The sequence below is a fragment of the Lactiplantibacillus paraxiangfangensis genome (assembly GCF_036246185.1).
Classification (GTDB): Bacteria; Bacillota; Bacilli; order Lactobacillales; family Lactobacillaceae; genus Lactiplantibacillus; species Lactiplantibacillus paraxiangfangensis.
This window is the reverse complement of record NZ_BTPW01000039.1, coordinates 1-17,851: the sequence shown is the minus strand read 5'-3', so window position 1 is coordinate 17,851 and position 17,851 is coordinate 1. Positions and strand designations below refer to the sequence as shown.

The following is a 17,851-nucleotide window of genomic DNA, read 5'->3' as shown; positions in this document are numbered from 1 at the left end:
TGGTCGCGTTTTTACACACGAATTCGGATTGAATTTACAATTCAGAACAAAAAAAGGAAACCAATTCGAAAATGAATTGGTTTCCTCATAAAGTTCCTCATCAACAGCCGTTGACAAAGAGCCATTTATATTCTAACAAAAAAAGCGCCACTAACAAGAGAGACTCCTCCCCGTTAATAGCGCAACGTGGCAACGAATTCCCTGGTTATCTTTCGTTGCTCATTGTAACAAATTAAATTTTAATCAGCATCGACTTGCATTCCCAAATCATGCTTGATTTTAGTGGTCGAAATGCCTTCAGTACGCGGTAAGTAGACTACTTCACAATAATCCTTTAGGAAGTCGAACTTACCTTCCCAGTCATCACCCATCACAAAGGTATCGATATCGTGGTCTTGCACATCCTTGATTTTTTGATCCCAGCCTTGTTCTGGAATCACTTCGTCAACGTAACGGATAGCTTCTAAAATGTACTTACGATCTTCAAACGACGTGTAAGCTTTTTTGCCTTTAATGGCATTAAATTCATCCGTAGAAACACAAACTGTTAAGTGGTCACCCAATGCTTTGGCCCGCTTTAATAAGCGAATATGACCCTTGTGTAATAAATCAAATGTTCCGTAAGTGATTACTTTTTTCATAATATCTCCTAGACGTGACTATCGTTAATTTAATACCATTCATAGTACCATATATTCGCTCAAGGTCAATTAGGATTTTAATTTTTTACCTTTTCATAAGGACATTGAACAATATTTAAATCCTTATCGCACCGCATTATTTTTCACTAATAGTTGTTAAACGCTCTAACTTCTGAAACGTCCAATCCGCCTCACTGCCCCCCATGACCAGTGTCAATTTCATGCTATAATGGATATGATTCTGTCCAGCATTATTAACTAACTTTTGGCATAAAGTAGGAGGATTTTCGTATGAAACGTGTAATTACGTATGGTACCTTTGATTTATTACATTATGGCCACATTGAATTGTTGAAACGTGCTAAGGCCCTTGGCGATTATCTAATTGTCGCCCTCTCCACCGACGAGTTTAACTGGGAAAGCAAGCAAAAGAAGGCTTACTTCTCCTACGAAAAACGCAAAGCATTATTGGAAGCAATTCGCTACGTCGACTTAGTGATTCCTGAAAACTCTTGGGATCAAAAAGTGAACGATATCAATTTCTACCAAATTGACAAATTCGTCATGGGAGACGACTGGAAAGGTAAATTCGATTTCGTTGGCGAACAGACCAACGCCGAAGTCATTTACCTGCCGCGGACACCTGAAATTTCTACGACCAAAATTAAGCACGACTTAAATTTCCAAAATAAATAGAATTGTTGTGAGGATCTAGTTCAATGTCACTTAAGCAAATTATTAGTCAGGTCTACCGCCGGCTATTCAACCTGATTGCAACCGTTGCTCCGGTAAAAAAACACCTCGTTTTATTCGAAGCATTTAACGGAAAGTTACCCACTGATAACCCGTTATCAATCTATGAAGCGTTACAAAAAGCCCATCCCGATTGGCGGCTCGTTTGGGGCGTTAAACACCGTTTCATCGAACAAGCCCGCCAGGATTTCCCGCAAATCACCTTCGTCTCACGGTTTTCCGCTAAATGGCTGACAATTGCCCCCGTGGCAAACTTCTGGGTCTTTAACGCCCGGATGCCGTACTGGTTAAAAAAGAATCGCGGGACCATCTACATTCAGACGTGGCACGGCACCCCGTTGAAACGTTTGGGGATCGACATTGCAAACGTGACGATGCCGGGAATCGATACGGAAAAGTATCGCCATAATTTCTCTAGTGAGAGCCGGCGCTGGGACTACCTAATTAGTCCTAATCAATTTTCACAAGATATTTTTAAGCGAGCGTTCAACTTTCAACACCAGTTTTTAGATTACGGCTACCCGCGTAACGACCGCCTCGTAAAGCACGCTCATGATGCTGACACCATTCGCAAGATCAAACAGCGAATCGTCGGTCATCAGGACGGGCGCGTGATTTTATACGCCCCAACCTGGCGTGACGACTTCTTCATTCGAAAGGGAATGTACAAGATGGACCTGCCCTTCCGTTTGAGTGAATTGACTAAACAATTGGGACCCGACGACGTGCTTATCATCCGGCCCCACTACTTGGTTGCTGAGTCGATCGACATTACTGGCTTTGAAGACCAGGTCCGACTCTGCGTGAACGAGGAAATTGATGATCTCTACTTGATCAGTGACCTGTTAATCACGGACTACTCATCCGTCATGTTCGACTTTGCCATCTTGGATCGGCCGATGTTATTTTATCCGTATGACCTAACGCACTATCAAGATGATATCCGTGGGTTTTACTTCGACTACCAAGAAGTTCCTGGCCCAATCGTCACCACGGAACCAGAATTTTTAACGGCGATTCAACGTTTCCTAGCCGACGGGACTTACCCCGAATACGCGGCTAAAATGCACGCCTTCCAAAAGAAGTTTACGTCGTGGGAAAAAGGGACCGCCAGCGACCGGGTCGTTCAGTTAATGACCGATCACGCATCAACTAACCACTAAACTAAAAAGCAACCTTAGTCATCTGGACAGATCCAGTTGACTAAGGTTGCTTTGTTTATTTAACGGACTTTGTTACACCAGGCCCCTTGAGCGTCGTCGTTGGGTGCCAAATATGCGACGGGTGCTGAACCACACTCGTCAACGAGTGTCCCGAAACGTTGACTAACATTAAGAACACCACTGCAATCCCAACCACCGTCGTCAGAATGCGGTTGCCCCACGACATAGTTTCCGAAATGACACTGCCATAGAAATCCTTGTGGACCTCCCTAGCAACGTGCTGATCTTCAGCATTGGCTTGCTGCCGTTCAGCTACGACTTGTTTTTCATACGCTTCAATGTCGAAAGCCTTTTGCTTTTTCTTAGCTTCGTTTTGATACTTCTTCTTATCTTTTTTCGAGAGTGCTTTGAACCACTTGATAAACTTCCGGTATTCGCCGACAACTTCATCGGTTGCCCCGATTTGTTTCAAATCACCGTACTGGATCCAAGCGACCCGGTCACACATCATTTCAATTTGTTTCAAAGAATGGCTGACGAAGATGATTGTCTTGCCGGCTTCTTTAAATTGTTGAATCTTTTCCACACACTTTTGATAGAAGGTATCATCACCAACGGATAACGCTTCGTCAATAATTAAAATATCCGGATTGATATGGACCGCAATTGCGAACCCTAACCGTGACTTCATCCCGGAAGAATAACTTTTGACCGGCTGATAAACGAAGTCGCCAATATCAGCAAAGGCGATAATGTCGTCTAACATCGAGTCAATCTCATGATTGGTCATCCCCATCATCAGCGCCTTGAGCCGGATGTTTTCCATCCCGGTCAATTGGCCCCGTAATCCTGAATTGATGGCAACGATCGAAGTATCCCCGCGCACGTCAACCACACCGGTTGTTTGTGGAATCACCCCGGAAATAATGTTAGACAAAGTGGATTTACCAGAACCATTAACCCCAATTAGCCCCAGCGTCTCGCCGGGTTCCACTTCAAGTGAAATTCCCTTTAACGCCCAGAATTCTGGGATTGGCCGGTTAGAAATCGAGAAGAACGCTTTTAATTGATCAGAGCGAGTTTTGAATAAATCAAACTCCTTGGTCACATTTTGAACCTTAATTTTATAATCAGCTGTCATTTTGATACTTCCTATATATTCTGCGATTTATATACTAATACTCGAGCATAACTAACTGCTATATGGTACTAGAGAAGTCAAAAAGCGTCAAGCAGGACCGTACAAGCTTAAGTCAAAATTAAGTCTGGTTTCATTTGTGATTTATCACACAATTAAACAGACTTATTCGTTTGTTTGCCGGGCAAACGTTCGCATTATCACGACTAATGAAATATACTTAAGTTAGCAAGTTAATTGTTAGGCATGCATTGGAGTGGATGAGCGTATGAAAATAATCGAACATCAAGCAAACGGTATTAACTATTACACATTAGTGAACAATCACCACATGAGTGTCACGGTGATGGACTGGGGCGCCACGGTCACGGCCATCAAGACACACGATAAAGACGGCAATTATGCAAACGTTGTCTTAGGGTTTGATGAAGGCGAAGACTACATTACTTACCAGTCATTTTTTGGCGCCACCATCGCCCGGGTTGCCGGTGTGATCAAGAATGCCAAGTGGCGTAACTATGAATTGACCCAGAATTCCGGGGAAAACCATTTGAATGGCGGCAATATGCCCCAAATTGCGTTTGAACCCTGGTTTTTGGAACGGAAGCTCCAGACTAGTGAACAAGTTGGCCTCGTCATGCAATACATTACCCTCGATGGCGAAAACGGCTATCCCGGGACGATGACCATCACCGCCGACTTTATTTTGGACAATAATGGTAAGTTTACGATTAGCTACACGGGTAAAAGTGATAAGGAAACCCTCTTTAACCCGACCAACCACACCTACTTCAACTTAAGCGGTAACGCCGAAAGCTTAATTAACCACGATATTCTTAAAATCAATGCCGATGAATACGCTGCGCTCAATAAACACAACATTCCAACAGGTAAACTTCCGTGGGTCACGGATAGTCCGTTTGATTTCCGGGAACCAACTGAAATCGGTCCCCAGATTGCCAAAATCAAAGGTGGCCTGCGCCACGGTTTCGTCTTAAATAAGACGCCGTACCCCCAAGTCGAACTATTTGACCGGGTCAGTGGTCGTAAAGTCACGCTCCGTACGAACGCGCCCGCAATCGTGGCCTCCAGTGCCACCAACTACCGTGACGACCGTTACCGGCTCAATGGCGGTAAACCAATGCGCTCACAACTAGGGCTTTCATTACAACCCCAAGTTTTACCCGACGCGATTCACCACCGTGAATTTGGGAGCATCATCATTGAACCGAACGTTCCAATCACTTACCAGACCGCCTATCAATTTTCAAATATCTACGACGTTTAACGGTCTAAAACAAACCAGTAAGCCCCGCACGGCCATGAACTGTGTGGGGCTTACTGGTTTTGTTTATCTACTACTGTTTTTCTGACTGGTCAGCTGACTCAGTTTTTTCCTGGTCTGGCGTAGATTCAGTGACCGCTTGCTCCTCAAAATCAATCCGCTGTAACCGACCACGCCGGCGCGCAAAGAATAACATGCAAAGTCCTGAAAAAGCTAGCGCAATCAGGAACAGGATAATCATTTCAGGCACCGCCGTATCCCCAATCATCAACACTTCCCGCAAGCCATTAACCGCGTACGTCATGGGTAACCACGGATGGATAGTTTGGAAGAAGCCGTTCGATAATTCAATCGGGTAAGTCCCACCCGAACCACCGAGTTGTAAAACGAGTAAGATCATGCTGAAAAACGAGCCAACTTTTCCTAAAACGAGGTTTAACCAGTACACGATACTCATAAAGGCTAGCGCGATACACAAAACCATACCAAACGTCGCCCAAACGTAGATTGGAGCTAACCCGTCAATCACCATCAAAAAAGTCACAATCAGCAAACTCTCAAAGAGCGCAAAGCCATCGAGGACGGACGCCTTGCTTAGCCACCAACCAGCACCAGTGCGCGGATAACGGCGCGGCGTATACGTGTCAAACATCATGTTAAAGGCTAACGCACCAACGAATAGCGAGACCGACATCATGTACGGCGCCATCCCGGTCCCGTTATTTTTAGCGCGGTCCCGTTCAGTGTGACTCGTGGTAGTCGGCTTAGCGACCTGGTCATAGGTCAGTTTAGTTGGATCAACCTTGGCCCGTTTCCCCGCCTGCGTTAACTTTGTGGCCAACGTTTGATTCCCTGTCGTCACTTTGTCCAAGCCGGTCCCTAACTGTTGTGACCCGTTCGCTAACTGCTGACTGTCACGATTTAACTGAGTTGTACCGTCAGTCAGTTGGCCGGCGCCATTGATCAACTGACTTCCCTTATCATTTAAGGTTTGCAGGCCACTTGTAACCTGCTGCGAGCCATTCGCAAGTTGAGCGACCCCACTTGTCAAACTAGGCACTTTACCGTTTAACGTAGCAATTCCCGAACTCAAACTAGCCGCCCCATCGTTCAACTGACCACCGGAAGCATCAAGCGCCTGCGTACCGGCCGTTAACTGCGTCCCTTTTGTCGTTAGTTGGGCCGTGCCATTCGCAAGCGTACCAGCCCCGTCACGCAACTGGGCGATGCCACTCGCAAGTGCCGGGGTTGAACTTTGTAACGTGGTGAGGCCGGTATTTAAGGCGGCCATTCCGCTAGCCGCTGCTTGCAGCTTAGTCGTCAAGGTCTGCGCACCCGTGGTCATCCCTGCAAGCCCAGTTGCTAACTGCTGTTGTCCATTCCCCATCGCCGTTAGCGTTTGCTTAATGGCGGCCAGTTGTTGGTTTACGGCACTCGTTGGACTGTCCTGGACACGTGCTAACGCGGTCGTCAATTGGGCCGTCGCGTCGCTGAGCGCCTTAGTTGAGGTTTCCGGACTAGCACTCACGGCTGCCACCATGGCGTTTTTTTGCGTCGTAGTTAATTTTTGGGTATCCGCGGCCGCACTCACCTTTGCTTGTAACGCGGCCTGCGCGTTCTTTTGGTCACTTTGCAACGTGGTTAAAGCCGTCTGCAACTGATCACTCGCCGCTTTAACTTGGATCAATTGCTCCGAGCTACTATCCCCCTGAGTCACGGTCGTCGCTAGTTTATCTAACCGGTCAGCCAACGTGGCCCGTTGGGAACTAGCCCCCGCCAGCCCTTTTGAAGCCGTTGCCAAGCTGGTCGCCAAGTCACCACTACTCCCGCCTAAGGCTCGTAAACCAGTCGTCAAATCCGCACTGGCCGACGCTAACTGCGCACTACCACTTTGAAGCGTGCCGGTCTTTTCATTCAAGGTGCTCATTCCCGCTTGGAGCCTTTGCGCCCCTTGATTAACACTGGCAACGCCGCCAACGTACGCCTGTGTCCCGCGATTCAACGTTTGGACGCCCGTCGTATAAGTTTGAATACCACTCGCCAAACGTTGCCCACCGTCATTTAAACTTTGCACCCCATTAGCTAACTGTTGGCTGCTACTAAGTAAGGTATCCAGTCCGGTCGTCACCTGCTGGCTACCACTCCTAGCCTGCGCCACTCCCGTCATATATTGATCCAAGCCCTGACTAAGCGTCTGCGCGCCATTACTTAAGGTCAAGGTACTCTTGGCCAAGGTATTTAACCCCGTTGTGAGTTTTTGATTGGCTTGCTCAGCTTGCCGGCTCCCCTGGGCAAGTTTCTGATTATTTTTGCCAGCCGTCCGCATCCCCATTCCGAGTTGCTTCAAACTGTTAAACAACGTCTTCGCATACGTTTTAGTAATTTGTTCCGAAACGCTGGCGGCCGCACTTTGAGCCGCTGACGCCGTCATTTTCGATGCCGTAAAGTTATGCCCCGCACTCGTTTCGTAGTGTAAGACCATCTTCTGAGGGCGTTTTGCCATTAAAGTCGTGGCATTGTGTGAAAAATTCTTCGGGATGGTAACAACCATGTAGTATTTGCCATCCCGCAAGCCACGTTTGGCGACCGCCGTTGACTTGACTACCTTGAAATCCATGCCGTTAGACCGCTTTAAATTGTCCGTTAATTGGTGACCAACGTTTAGATGCTGTCCCTGCGACGTGACGGCCTGATCATGATTGACCACCGCGACTGGCAAATTCTGGAGCTTACCGTACGGGTCCCACATTGATTTTAGAAAGGTCACCGCGTAAATGGACGGAATAAAACCAATTACGATAATGACCATTAGCATCAACTTGTGCTTAAATAGGTACTGCCATTCCGCCTTAAACATGTTCACTTTAGCCCCCACTCAAAGCCTTGCAATCAATCGTTCTAACTCATGCCCATTGTTGTCTCAAAAAAATCACCATTGTCAGCGGTCGCCGTTAAGGCTGTGCAATGTTTTTACTAGAAATAGTTTGGTTTTCACTAACCTTCTCTCATCAGTTAATTTAACCACAGTCAAACTGAAACACTGACCCATTTCATCCAATTCACTTAAAATTTTTCAGTTTTTCGCCCCAACGAAAAGAAACTAACTAAAAAAATGGTTCTAGTTGACGGCTGGGGCATCCCCATTCGTTCACTAGAACCATTTTATTTTGACCTAAAAGCCGTTGTTAATTTGTTTTTCCTAAGACCAGTTTTTCAATGGTCGCAAGCACTCCGGCGTGTTCATTATCTAGCGCCGTTACGTGCTGGGCCACCGCCTGCACTTCTGCTGGCGCATTGACCATGGCATAACTGTGCGTCGCGTATTGAAGCAACGGTACGTCATTAGCACCGTCACCAAACGCCATCACTTCGTCAGCGTTTAACCCCCAGCGTTGGGCCAAAAATTGAATTGCCGGCAATTTACCCACGTGTTGTCCGACAAGATCGACCACGCCGTACCCGCTGTCATGTGCGCGCAGTTGCCCATAGAAATACGTATTGAGTTGTTCAACTAACGTTGCGGCCGCGTCTGGCGTTGTCGACACACTGATTTTCTTAATACGATCGTCTACCGTGTCCAGATTATCGACTAACTGTAAATTATCATAAAATTGACGCGCCATTGCCACTAACTTTGCGGGCGCACCCTTTTCCGTATAGGAACCATGACTACCCACTAAAATCAGATAAGCGTGCTTGAACAAGTCTTTGAACCGATCGACAGTCACAAAATGACGCTGCTGCTCAGCGGTTAAACTGCCATCAAAGATTTGCTGACCTTGCGCATAGATCGACGCACCGTTTTCCGCCACCATGACGAGATTGTCCGCCAACACATCCGCAAACAGCTGTTGCAAATGCGCATACTGATTACCTGAAGACAGTACCAGCGGAATATTTAATTGTTTTAATCCGGCAAGGACCCGTTTGAAGCGCGCCTGGTCGAAGCTTTGGTCGGCACGCAGTAAGGTGCCATTGAGATCGGTCGCAATTAACTTAATGGACACGAAAAGTTCCCCCTTATTATTACATTATCACGGGACCTTCCCGCGATAGATAGTCTTTATTATACTCGTTTTCACGTGGTGACAAAAAGCGGCGCCTGCCAAAATTGAAAAGTGCGCCTTAGAAACGATTAGGTTTCCAAGGCGCACTTTTCAAAACACTTAAAATTTAAGCTTATTCAACCGTTACACTCTTGGCAAGGTTCCGTGGCTTATCCACGTCCAATCCCTTGGTAAGACTCGTGTAGTAGGCAAGTAATTGACCAGGCACAACACTGAGTAGTGCCGTCAACCGTTCGTCTACAGCTGGTAACACGATCGTATCGCCATCTTTAGCCAAGCCTTCACTCACGATCGTAATCGTCTTGGCACCCCGAGCAGCAACTTCTTGTAAGTTTGACCGCGTCAACGATGCAGTGTTGGCTTGCGTAATGATCCCAATGACTGGGGTGTCCTTTTCGATTAATGCAATCGTCCCATGCTTTAATTCACCGGAAGCAAATCCTTCCGCCTGAACGTATGAAATTTCCTTCAACTTCAACGCCGTTTCCAATGAAACTGCGTAGTCTAAGCCCCGACCAATGTAGAACGCGTTTGGCGTATGCAACAAATCGGCCTTAGCAATGGCTTCGAATGACTTCTTTTCGTCAACTAACCCTTGCATCCCATTAGCAACCAATGCCAACTGCTTCTTAACATCAAAGTTTTGCGCTGCTGGTTGGTTGTCGGCGTCACCTAACGCTTTGGCCAAAATAGCTTCCAAAGCAATCTGCGCCGTGTAAGCCTTCGTTGAGGCTACCGCGATTTCAGGACCCGCATGTAGTAACAACGTGTAGGTTGCTTCACGTGACAACGTTGAGTTAGGCACGTTGGTAATCGTCAAACTTGGGAATTTCTGTTCGTTAACGTTCAGTAAGACTTCCCGACTGTCGGCAGTTTCACCAGACTGGGTCAAGAAAATGAAGAACGGATGATCTGACAACAATGGTTGGTTGTAGGCAAATTCAGATGAAACGTGAACTTCAGTTGGCACGTTAGCTAAGGATTCGAATAACTTCGCACCCACTAAACCAGCGTGATAACTCGTTCCGGCTGCCACGATGTATAACCGGTCGGCGGCTTTAATGGCATCCAAGAGTTCCTGGTTAATGATTGGTTGGCCATCGTCATTCAAGTAAACTTGCGACAACTTACGCATCACGTTTGGTTGTTCATCAATTTCCTTCAACATATAGAAGGGATAAGTCCCTTTATCTGCTTGAGCGGCATCAATGTCAACGTGGAACGTGTCCCGTTCAACGGATTGACCCTGTTGATTGGTAATCTTGATTTCGTCTGGCTTAACCACAACGATTTCCCCATCGTGTAATTCCATGTAATCCTTCGTTTGGTCAAGCATGGCTAAGCTGTCTGAGCAGACAACGTTGAAGCCCTTGCCAACCCCAATTAGCAATGGGCTCTTATTTTTAGCCACGTACAACGTATCAGGATCTTCCTTATCCATCAACAAGAATCCGTATGATGAACGGCCTAACAAGCCTAATGTCTTGCGGAAGGCATCCAGCGTGGATAAGTTTTCCTTGGTGACGAAGCGGTCAACCAATTGCACGATAACTTCGGTATCCGTTTGAGACTTGAAAGTAACGTCACTTAAGTACTGACTCTTCAAATCTTGGAAGTTTTCGATCACACCGTTATGAACCAAGTAGAAACGGCCATCCGCAGAAACCTGGGGATGCGCGTTTGCAACACTTGGTGCACCATGCGTTGCCCACCGGGTGTGACCAATACCAGTTGAACCGTGTACGTTGGCCCCGACTTCTTTGCGCAAGTCGTCAATCCGGCCCTTTTCCTTAACTAAGTAATCATGGCCATCCTGGTCATTAACATAAATACCAGCTGAATCGTAACCACGATATTCTAGTTTTTCCAAACCATTCAATAAAATTGATACTGCGCTGTCTTTACCGGTAACTCCAACAATTCCACACATAAAATAATCTTCCTTTACTGTTTTGAATTGTTTCTAGCTGCGTGGGTAAAATATCTGTCATCAGTCTCACAACTGGTTTTTGTAATTACCCTGTAGAGTGCAGTCCCTGACGTCACCCGTCGATTGTCGATAAACGTCATCCTCGTCAACTTTAAAACCTAAAGTCCTGGCGCTATTCCAATTGAACCAATTAAAAATTGGTCTAGTCTATCCTCCCATTGGTATATTTCCTAGAAACAAGTTAACTTTAACTTTGTAAGGGATAATTGTCAACAATAATTTGCATTGGTATACACGTTAGTTCATCCATATACCAATTAAATTACTTATATTTCAAGGATGGTCCCCCCTTCAACAATTTTTTGATATTTATTCACCTACCATAAGCGGTTTAAACAGGCACTAGCAATCCAAAAGCTTGCCATTTCACATTTAAGTTCTTACATATAAACGTAAAAATATAATCCTCTTTATTTTTAAAAAGCGAATGTTATCAATTAATATGAAGTCCATTAATGAATTTAAACTAATGGTTATCATTAATATTGACATTGAAACAACACTTATATATGATTATGTTGATAAGATATGTGAACGTAATCACACGTGTTCACACTCCTTCTGATAGAAAGGCGGTTTTACCCCATACTTTAACGATGACCTGTAGTTAGATGCCCACCCAACAAGCGAGGTGTATTGACATGCAACGACAAATTGATCAGACCTACTGGACTGCAGCTCGGCACGTCTTCCGAATCTTGGTAGCGACGTTCGCCTTTGCTAGCGGAATCAGCTTAATGCCAGCCACCGTACTTGCCACTGACAGTTCTGAACAGCCGGCAACGGAGCAAGTACAGCCATCAACTGAACGACCGACCATTCCAAGTGGCGGTACGGTCTACGAGGACCACCCCAACTTGCAAAATGTTTTAGGCGTTGCGTCGCAATTTCACATCTTTGCACGATCGGCAGAACTTGAAACGCATACTGCGGGTAACTTGGCCGTCCAAAAACTAACGGGTCACGTTGACTTTGGGACAACTAATAAGCTTGAGTTGTTGGACCGCGACATTACCTATTTGCAAACCATCGACAAGATCGCTAAAAGTTCGTTTATTTCCGCAGGGCCAATTCGATGTAATAAAGTGATTTTCGGGGAAAACATCACCATCGATACGAGTAACCCTCAAGGTCCTCTAATCAATGGTGTCATTATTGACCACTTAGTTACGGACGAGGTTTATCAAGATCAACCTGGCCAAGTCTACCTTGATTTTGACGCCGAATTTGCGACCTTATCACAGCTAAACCTCACGCTCAGCCAAACCTCCCCGCAGGCCCAGTTTAGTAACGCCAACTTCACGGACGAAAACAACCGGGTCATTGACGTGTCAAAACTGGGATCCGTAAATGGTCAAATCGTGATTAACTTGGTACCAGAAGTGCTTAGCTTATCACGGCCACTGATTATCAAAGGCTTATCAGATACCCCCAACGGCCCCACCGTCATCTTCAACGTTGACACCGGCGCTGCGGACTACGTCGTGAATAGTCCCATCAAGATTAGCTACCAAGATGGCACGGAGCGAAATAATAAGGACGCTGACGACTTTGGTGACAACCACTTGCTTTGGAATTTCCACAACGGTCAGCAAGCCGTGACGGGTACTCTGACCGTCAACGCCACTTCGCAGGGAAGTGTCTTACTCCCACACGGAAATTTAGTCGCTAATCAAAACATGGACGGTAACCTAATCGCCAACAACGTTTTGATTCAAGCTGAAAGCCACCGGTGGGACCTTCAAGATAATTCAGGCGATGAGCAAGAACCAGAAGAGGAAGACGAAGAAGAAGAAGAAACGATTACTGAACCAGATCCTGAGGAAGAGGACGAAGAGACCATTACCGAACCGGATCCCGAGGATAAGGACAAAGAAACCGTCACTGAACCCGAACCTGAGAAAGAGGACAAAGAAACTGTTACTGAACCAGATCCCGAAAAAGAAGACTTAGTGACGCCAGAAACACCTGCTCCGGAAAAAGAAACAACTAAAGAACCAAACGAATCAACCGCAGAAAAAGAAAAGGTTGTGACCAAAACTGAATCAAAAACAGCGGATAAAAGCCTAGATGCGCCAGCTAAGCGATCCCAAAATACAACGACAATCAAGGCATCGGATCAACCAGCTACCTTGACGCCGGTTAGCGACGACCCAGCAGTCGAACAGCTTGACACCGCTTTGACGCAAGCACTAGCTCAGCCGACTAACCGTAACAGTGCGAGTCCAGCCTTAAAGACCCTCGACCGTCACATCCAACAAGCGCAAGCCGCCAATGACCCGGTTCGTGCGACCCAGCTTGCCACCGTCCGGTCACGGGGCTTAGCAGCGGCTAACTTGCAGCGGTTACCACAGACCGATGAACGAGATTCAATCGTGCTGACAATCATCGGGCTCTGCCTGACCCTCATTGCTCTGGGGATTGGCTGGTACCGTCATCGACGAACACACGCGAACTAACATTTAAAAGTTGCCGCTGATGATGATTTTTCGATTTTATACTCCGAGTCCCGCATCACATGTCATTATGTGTCAACCAGAATCCATTAAATATAAAAATTGCCGCCCAACAGAATTCTGTCAGGCGGCAATTTTTATATTTGACGGATTCAGACTAAGTAACTAGTCGACCCCAACTTCGGTTTTAACCACGTCAACGATGCGGTCAACGTAAGCACCAACCAATTCTTCGGTCTTGGCTTCTGCCATGACCCGGAGTAAGTCTTGGGTCCCTGAAGGGCGTACTAAGACGCGACCTTCACCGGCCATTTCCGTTTCAACTTCTTTGATGATGCTTTGAATCTTTTCGTTGTTCAAAGCAGCTTTCTTATCTTGAACCTTAACGTTAACTAATTTTTGTGGATAAGTGGTTACTTCTCCAGCTAATTCGGATAACTTCTTACCCGTTTCTTTCATCACGTGTAAGAGTTGAATCCCCGTTAACATTCCGTCACCAGTCGTGTTGAAATCAAGGAAGACCACGTGACCAGATTGTTCGCCACCAAGGTTAAAGCCGTCTTTCAACATTTCTTCAACCACGTAACGGTCCCCAACTTGAGTCTTTTCACTGTGTAAACCGGCAGTTTCTAAGGCTTTGTATAAACCGATGTTACTCATAACGGTCGTTACAACGGTATCCTTCTTCAACTTGCCGCGTTCGCTGAGGAACTTCCCACAGATATACATGATCTTATCGCCATCGATAATGTTTCCTAATTCATCAACTGCGATACACCGGTCACCGTCACCGTCAAAAGCTAACCCAACTTGGGCGCCCTTTTCAACAACGAACTTAGATAAAGCTTCGGGATGGGTTGAACCCACGCCCTTGTTGATGTTTAAGCCGTCTGGTGAAGTTGCCATCGTTTCAAAGTCCACGTTTAAGTCGGCAAAAATCCGTGAAACTAAGTTACTTGTTGAGCCATTCGCACCGTCAACGGCCAAATGAATGCCACTCAAGTCGTCTGGAATGGTTTGTTCCAAGAATTGGGAATACTTCAAGTTACCTTCTGGGAAGTCGGCAACCGTCCCTAACCCTTCGGCAGCTGGCCGTGGCAAATCATCAGTTGGTTGTTCAAGTAACGCTTCAATTTCTTCTTCCTTCGCGTCTGACAACTTAAAGCCGTCACCACCAAAGAATTTAATCCCGTTATCTTCTACCGGATTGTGGGATGCAGAAATCATGACCCCGGCGTCGGCGTCTTGAATCCGAACTAAGTAAGCCACTCCGGGCGTTGTAATCACGCCTAAGCGCAATACTTCAATCCCTGCGGATAATAGTCCAGCAACTAACGCTTCTTCTAACATCTGCCCAGAAATCCGTGTATCACGAGCAACCAAAACGCGTGGTTGGCTGTCTTTATTTTCAGCGTGTTCTGTTAACACGTAGCCACCCGCACGGCCTAAACGAAAAGCTAATTCAGGAGTTAAACCTGAGTTTGCGATTCCACGAACCCCATCAGTACCAAAATATTTCATTGTTAATTTACCTCATTTCAGAATAATCAGTTACTTTTAACTGTAATTTTAACTTTAATGGACGTTGGACTAACCGATGAAATGTCATCTTCATCGTCCGTCGAAACCTTAACCGTCTTTTCCGTATTCGACGTCACGTCTGAGACGTCGACATCGACTGGCAACGACGACAACTTGGCTAACGCCGCCTTAGTCCCCGTGACGGTCACCGACTTCGTATCCGTTGAGAACGAATAACTGGTGTCCGCCGACGTCTTACCGCTGGCCTTCAAATCAACCGGCACGTCTTTCGTCGTCGCCGCTTGTTTGATTGGAATATAAACCGAAGTCGTTGATGGCGTTAAGACAACGTTTAACGTCTGCCCATTAGCATCTAAGGCTTCGATCATCGCCTGTTGGTTTACCGATTTTTGTAAATTCTTCACGGTATTCACGACCGCAACGACCTTCGCAACCCGGCTAACCTCACTAACGGCCCCCGTCACTTTAACGGACGAAGTTCCTAACCGGGCACTACCAGCTTCATATCCCGCCGCAACGTTGGCCTTATTAAAGTCAGCGCGGACTTTATACGTCGCCGTACGTCGGGGCTGAATATTAATATGGATATATTTCTGATTCAGCGAATAGCTAAGTTCCTTATTAAGACCATCAACTTGAACTTTGACGCTGTGACGGCCTACTGATAAATCAGATAAGTTCGCGTACACCTTAAAATTCTGGGTATTCGCGGTCGTCGTCACAAGCGCTGCCGGCCCCTCAATCGTTACTTTAACGTTTTCTGGGTAGCCGGTCACAAAGTACTTGGTGCTATTGACGTTTAGTTCCAACGGCGCGTTAATCGTCACTTTTCGATTCGAAGTTAACGTGGTCTTAGACGAGCTATTCGTTAAAATGCTCGTATTATGAGAAGACTTTAGCGAGTTAACGTATGCAAATAGAACTAAGGCACAAACTAACGCTAATAGGCGCATTGCCCAGGCACTATCCATGAATTTTTTCATTTACGAGGACCCCCTCCGAAAATGCGTGCAAACCAATTTTGAATCGCATTTTGATGAGTTTGATCTTCTGGTGTCAGCAAGACTTGACGGAAATAACGCAAATAATTTTCACGCGTCATCCCCCGCATCAATTCGTTATCCTTCGTGAGCGAAACCTCACCAGTTTCCTCAGAAATAACGATCGTCAAGGCGTCCGTTACTTCACTAATACCCACGGCAGCCCGGTGACGCGTTCCTAATTCTTTAGGGATGAGATTACTTTCTGATAACGGCAAATAAGCTGCAGCCACCTTAATTTGATTATCTTGGATAATCACCGCCCCGTCGTGTAACGGAGTATTCGGAATAAAAATGTTGATCAGTAATTCACCGGTGATATCTGCATCAAGGGCAATCCCAGTCTCAATATAATCTTCCAACCCAGTATCCAACTTAATGGACATCAGGGCCCCAATTCGACGCTTAGCCATGTATTGGATAGCTTTATCCAATTCGGTAATCATCCGTTCTTCGTCTTCATTTTGACGCTTGCCACGCATAAAAATCGAGCCACGTCCTAAATGCTCCAACCCTCGTCGAATTTCGGGTTGGAAAATAATGACGATTGCAATGACGGCCCAATTAATGATTTGGTCCATGATCCATGAAACCGTATCAAGACCGATAAATACACTCACAGCCTTAACAATCGCAATAACAACGATTCCCCGGAAGAGTTGAACGGCCTTGGTTCCCCGCAGCAATACGATCAACTCATAAATCACAAACCAGACCGCAAGAATGTCAAGGAGCCGGACAAAGTTTTGCACTGTCAATAGAGCGCCCCAGTTGAAGTTCATGATCCTCCTCCTTATGAAAATTATTTACTTTCACATTATAGCACGGCATTCACCCTCACGTTGCCTGATTTCAAACAAGAACGGGAATTCGATTATATTTTGAATTAATATTAATTAGGTAGTTATTTAATATAGTTTATTTAATATTTCTGTTAAAATTAAGGATGAAAGCGTGGTGATCAAATGACTAGAACTCAGCGCTGGCTGATTCGGTTAGTTTACTGGACCTTTATCGGTTTTGCAGCGCTTGAATTGCATAACTCTTTTCGCTTCTTACTGTTAAATACTGTTTTAGCTTACGTTCCGATTGAACTCAGTTTTTGGTTGACCAAGCGGCGGAGTAACTGGACCTTCTGGGTACTTGGCGTCATTTGGTTACTATTCTATCCCAACGCCCCGTACCTGATGACGGACCTATTCCATCTCAGTCTGTTACACCCGTACGGCGTCAACGGTATGCTCCGGTTCAACCTTGAGATGTGGCGTGAATTCGCCTATCTCATCGGACCAATGATGGTCTCCATCATTGTCGGAACTTGGGGTGTTGACCAAGTCGCACAGGAATGTGCTCGCCGGTTGCACCTCACTAAGTTACCAGTTAGTCGCGAGCTCATTAGCGTGGTCCTCTTCCTGTTTGCAAGCATCGGCGTTTACGTCGGTCGTTTCTTACGCTTGCATTCGATTTATCTACTAATTACACCCCAGTACATCGTGGATCAATTAGTCGGTATGTGGTCCCTTAAGATGCTCGCATTCGTACTGATTATGTGGTGCTTACAACTATTAATATACGCAACGTGGCGCTTTACTAGCGTTACGACTAATCAAAAATAAGTGTGAGACAAAAGGCAAAAAGCCATTCCGAAATTGCTATAGTCCCCTTAAGGTTGACAGATGAAAAACAATAATTCATCTATCAATGCTTAAGGGGATTTTATTATGCCTAGAACTAGATTTACACCTGAAGAAAAGTTAGCAATTATCATAGGTTTAT

13 protein-coding genes are annotated in these 17,851 nt (G+C 45.9%); 5 read left to right on the top strand and 8 right to left on the bottom strand.

Going from position 1 to position 17,851, the window contains the following annotated elements; genetic code table 11:
• Positions 1 to 239: 239 nt before the first annotated feature.
• Positions 240 to 641, bottom strand: coding sequence for a glycerol-3-phosphate cytidylyltransferase (gene tagD, locus AAA939_RS14300; protein ID WP_338211012.1), 402 nt, complete (start codon positions 639 to 641; stop codon positions 240 to 242).
• A gap of 291 nt (positions 642 to 932) precedes the next feature.
• On the opposite strand from tagD (AAA939_RS14300), the gene tagD (AAA939_RS14295) reads away from it, so the two are divergent.
• Positions 933 to 1,337, top strand: coding sequence for a glycerol-3-phosphate cytidylyltransferase (gene tagD, locus AAA939_RS14295; protein WP_057706783.1), 405 nt, complete (start codon positions 933 to 935; stop codon positions 1,335 to 1,337).
• Positions 1,338 to 1,360: 23 nt separating this feature from the next.
• Positions 1,361 to 2,557, top strand: coding sequence for a CDP-glycerol glycerophosphotransferase family protein (locus AAA939_RS14290; RefSeq protein ID WP_338211010.1), 1,197 nt, complete (start codon positions 1,361 to 1,363; stop codon positions 2,555 to 2,557).
• A gap of 55 nt (positions 2,558 to 2,612) precedes the next feature.
• Here AAA939_RS14290 and AAA939_RS14285 read toward each other — a convergent pair whose 3' ends face one another.
• Positions 2,613 to 3,698: an ABC transporter ATP-binding protein gene (locus AAA939_RS14285; protein WP_338211008.1), complete on the bottom strand. Its 1,086-nt coding sequence runs from the start codon at positions 3,696 to 3,698 to the stop codon at positions 2,613 to 2,615.
• A gap of 265 nt (positions 3,699 to 3,963) precedes the next feature.
• Between AAA939_RS14285 and AAA939_RS14280 the strand changes: the two genes are divergently transcribed.
• Positions 3,964 to 4,983: an aldose epimerase family protein gene (locus tag AAA939_RS14280; protein ID WP_338211006.1), complete on the top strand. Its 1,020-nt coding sequence runs from the start codon at positions 3,964 to 3,966 to the stop codon at positions 4,981 to 4,983.
• A 70-nt stretch (positions 4,984 to 5,053) separates the two neighbouring features.
• Here AAA939_RS14280 and AAA939_RS14275 read toward each other — a convergent pair whose 3' ends face one another.
• From AAA939_RS14275 to glmS, 3 genes are all read right to left on the bottom strand, one after another.
• Positions 5,054 to 7,837, bottom strand: coding sequence for a YhgE/Pip family protein (locus tag AAA939_RS14275; RefSeq protein WP_338231004.1), 2,784 nt, complete (start codon positions 7,835 to 7,837; stop codon positions 5,054 to 5,056).
• Between the two features lie 328 nt (positions 7,838 to 8,165).
• Positions 8,166 to 8,987 carry a Cof-type HAD-IIB family hydrolase gene (locus AAA939_RS14270; protein WP_338211003.1) on the bottom strand — a complete coding sequence of 274 codons (822 nt, stop codon included), beginning with the start codon at positions 8,985 to 8,987 and terminating at the stop codon, positions 8,166 to 8,168.
• Between the two features lie 172 nt (positions 8,988 to 9,159).
• Positions 9,160 to 10,977: a glutamine--fructose-6-phosphate transaminase (isomerizing) gene (gene glmS, locus AAA939_RS14265; RefSeq protein WP_338211001.1), complete on the bottom strand. Its 1,818-nt coding sequence runs from the start codon at positions 10,975 to 10,977 to the stop codon at positions 9,160 to 9,162.
• 701 nt (positions 10,978 to 11,678) lie between these two features.
• Between glmS and AAA939_RS14260 the strand changes: the two genes are divergently transcribed.
• A complete protein-coding gene (locus tag AAA939_RS14260) occupies positions 11,679 to 13,496 on the top strand; it encodes a collagen-binding domain-containing protein (RefSeq protein WP_338210999.1) in 1,818 nt (605 codons plus the stop codon).
• A 162-nt stretch (positions 13,497 to 13,658) separates the two neighbouring features.
• Here the strand turns inward: AAA939_RS14260 and glmM are convergent, their stop codons facing one another.
• Genes glmM through cdaA form a run of 3 tightly spaced genes read right to left on the bottom strand, consistent with a single transcriptional unit; the run spans position 13,659 to position 16,857 of the window.
• Complete coding sequence (glmM, locus tag AAA939_RS14255) at positions 13,659 to 15,014, bottom strand: phosphoglucosamine mutase (RefSeq protein ID WP_338210997.1); 1,356 nt, start codon at positions 15,012 to 15,014, stop codon at positions 13,659 to 13,661.
• 26 nt (positions 15,015 to 15,040) lie between these two features.
• The gene (locus tag AAA939_RS14250; protein ID WP_338225992.1) at positions 15,041 to 16,018 is read right to left on the bottom strand and encodes a CdaR family protein; all 978 of its coding nucleotides are present in this window, start codon (positions 16,016 to 16,018) and stop codon (positions 15,041 to 15,043) included.
• On the bottom strand, positions 16,015 to 16,857 hold the full coding sequence (cdaA, locus tag AAA939_RS14245) for a diadenylate cyclase CdaA (RefSeq protein WP_338210993.1): 843 nt from the start codon (positions 16,855 to 16,857) through the stop codon (positions 16,015 to 16,017). The genes AAA939_RS14250 and cdaA overlap by 4 nt, the downstream gene beginning before the upstream one ends.
• A 183-nt stretch (positions 16,858 to 17,040) precedes the next feature.
• On the opposite strand from cdaA, the gene AAA939_RS14240 reads away from it, so the two are divergent.
• On the top strand, positions 17,041 to 17,691 hold the full coding sequence (locus AAA939_RS14240; protein ID WP_338210990.1) for a DUF1361 domain-containing protein: 651 nt from the start codon (positions 17,041 to 17,043) through the stop codon (positions 17,689 to 17,691).
• Positions 17,692 to 17,851: the final 160 nt, after the last annotated feature.

Coding starts and splice junctions, on each gene's coding strand:
- tagD (WP_338211012.1), bottom strand. CDS start 641: ATGAAAAAAGTAATCACTTACGGAACATTTGATTTATTACACAAGGGT.
- tagD (WP_057706783.1), top strand. CDS start 933: ATGAAACGTGTAATTACGTATGGTACCTTTGATTTATTACATTATGGC.
- AAA939_RS14290 (WP_338211010.1), top strand. CDS start 1,361: ATGTCACTTAAGCAAATTATTAGTCAGGTCTACCGCCGGCTATTCAAC.
- AAA939_RS14285 (WP_338211008.1), bottom strand. CDS start 3,698: ATGACAGCTGATTATAAAATTAAGGTTCAAAATGTGACCAAGGAGTTT.
- AAA939_RS14280 (WP_338211006.1), top strand. CDS start 3,964: ATGAAAATAATCGAACATCAAGCAAACGGTATTAACTATTACACATTA.
- AAA939_RS14275 (WP_338231004.1), bottom strand. CDS start 7,837: ATGTTTAAGGCGGAATGGCAGTACCTATTTAAGCACAAGTTGATGCTA.
- glmS (WP_338211001.1), bottom strand. CDS start 10,977: ATGTGTGGAATTGTTGGAGTTACCGGTAAAGACAGCGCAGTATCAATT.
- AAA939_RS14260 (WP_338210999.1), top strand. CDS start 11,679: ATGCAACGACAAATTGATCAGACCTACTGGACTGCAGCTCGGCACGTC.
- glmM (WP_338210997.1), bottom strand. CDS start 15,014: ATGAAATATTTTGGTACTGATGGGGTTCGTGGAATCGCAAACTCAGGT.
- AAA939_RS14250 (WP_338225992.1), bottom strand. CDS start 16,018: ATGAAAAAATTCATGGATAGTGCCTGGGCAATGCGCCTATTAGCGTTA.
- cdaA (WP_338210993.1), bottom strand. CDS start 16,857: ATGAACTTCAACTGGGGCGCTCTATTGACAGTGCAAAACTTTGTCCGG.
- AAA939_RS14240 (WP_338210990.1), top strand. CDS start 17,041: ATGACTAGAACTCAGCGCTGGCTGATTCGGTTAGTTTACTGGACCTTT.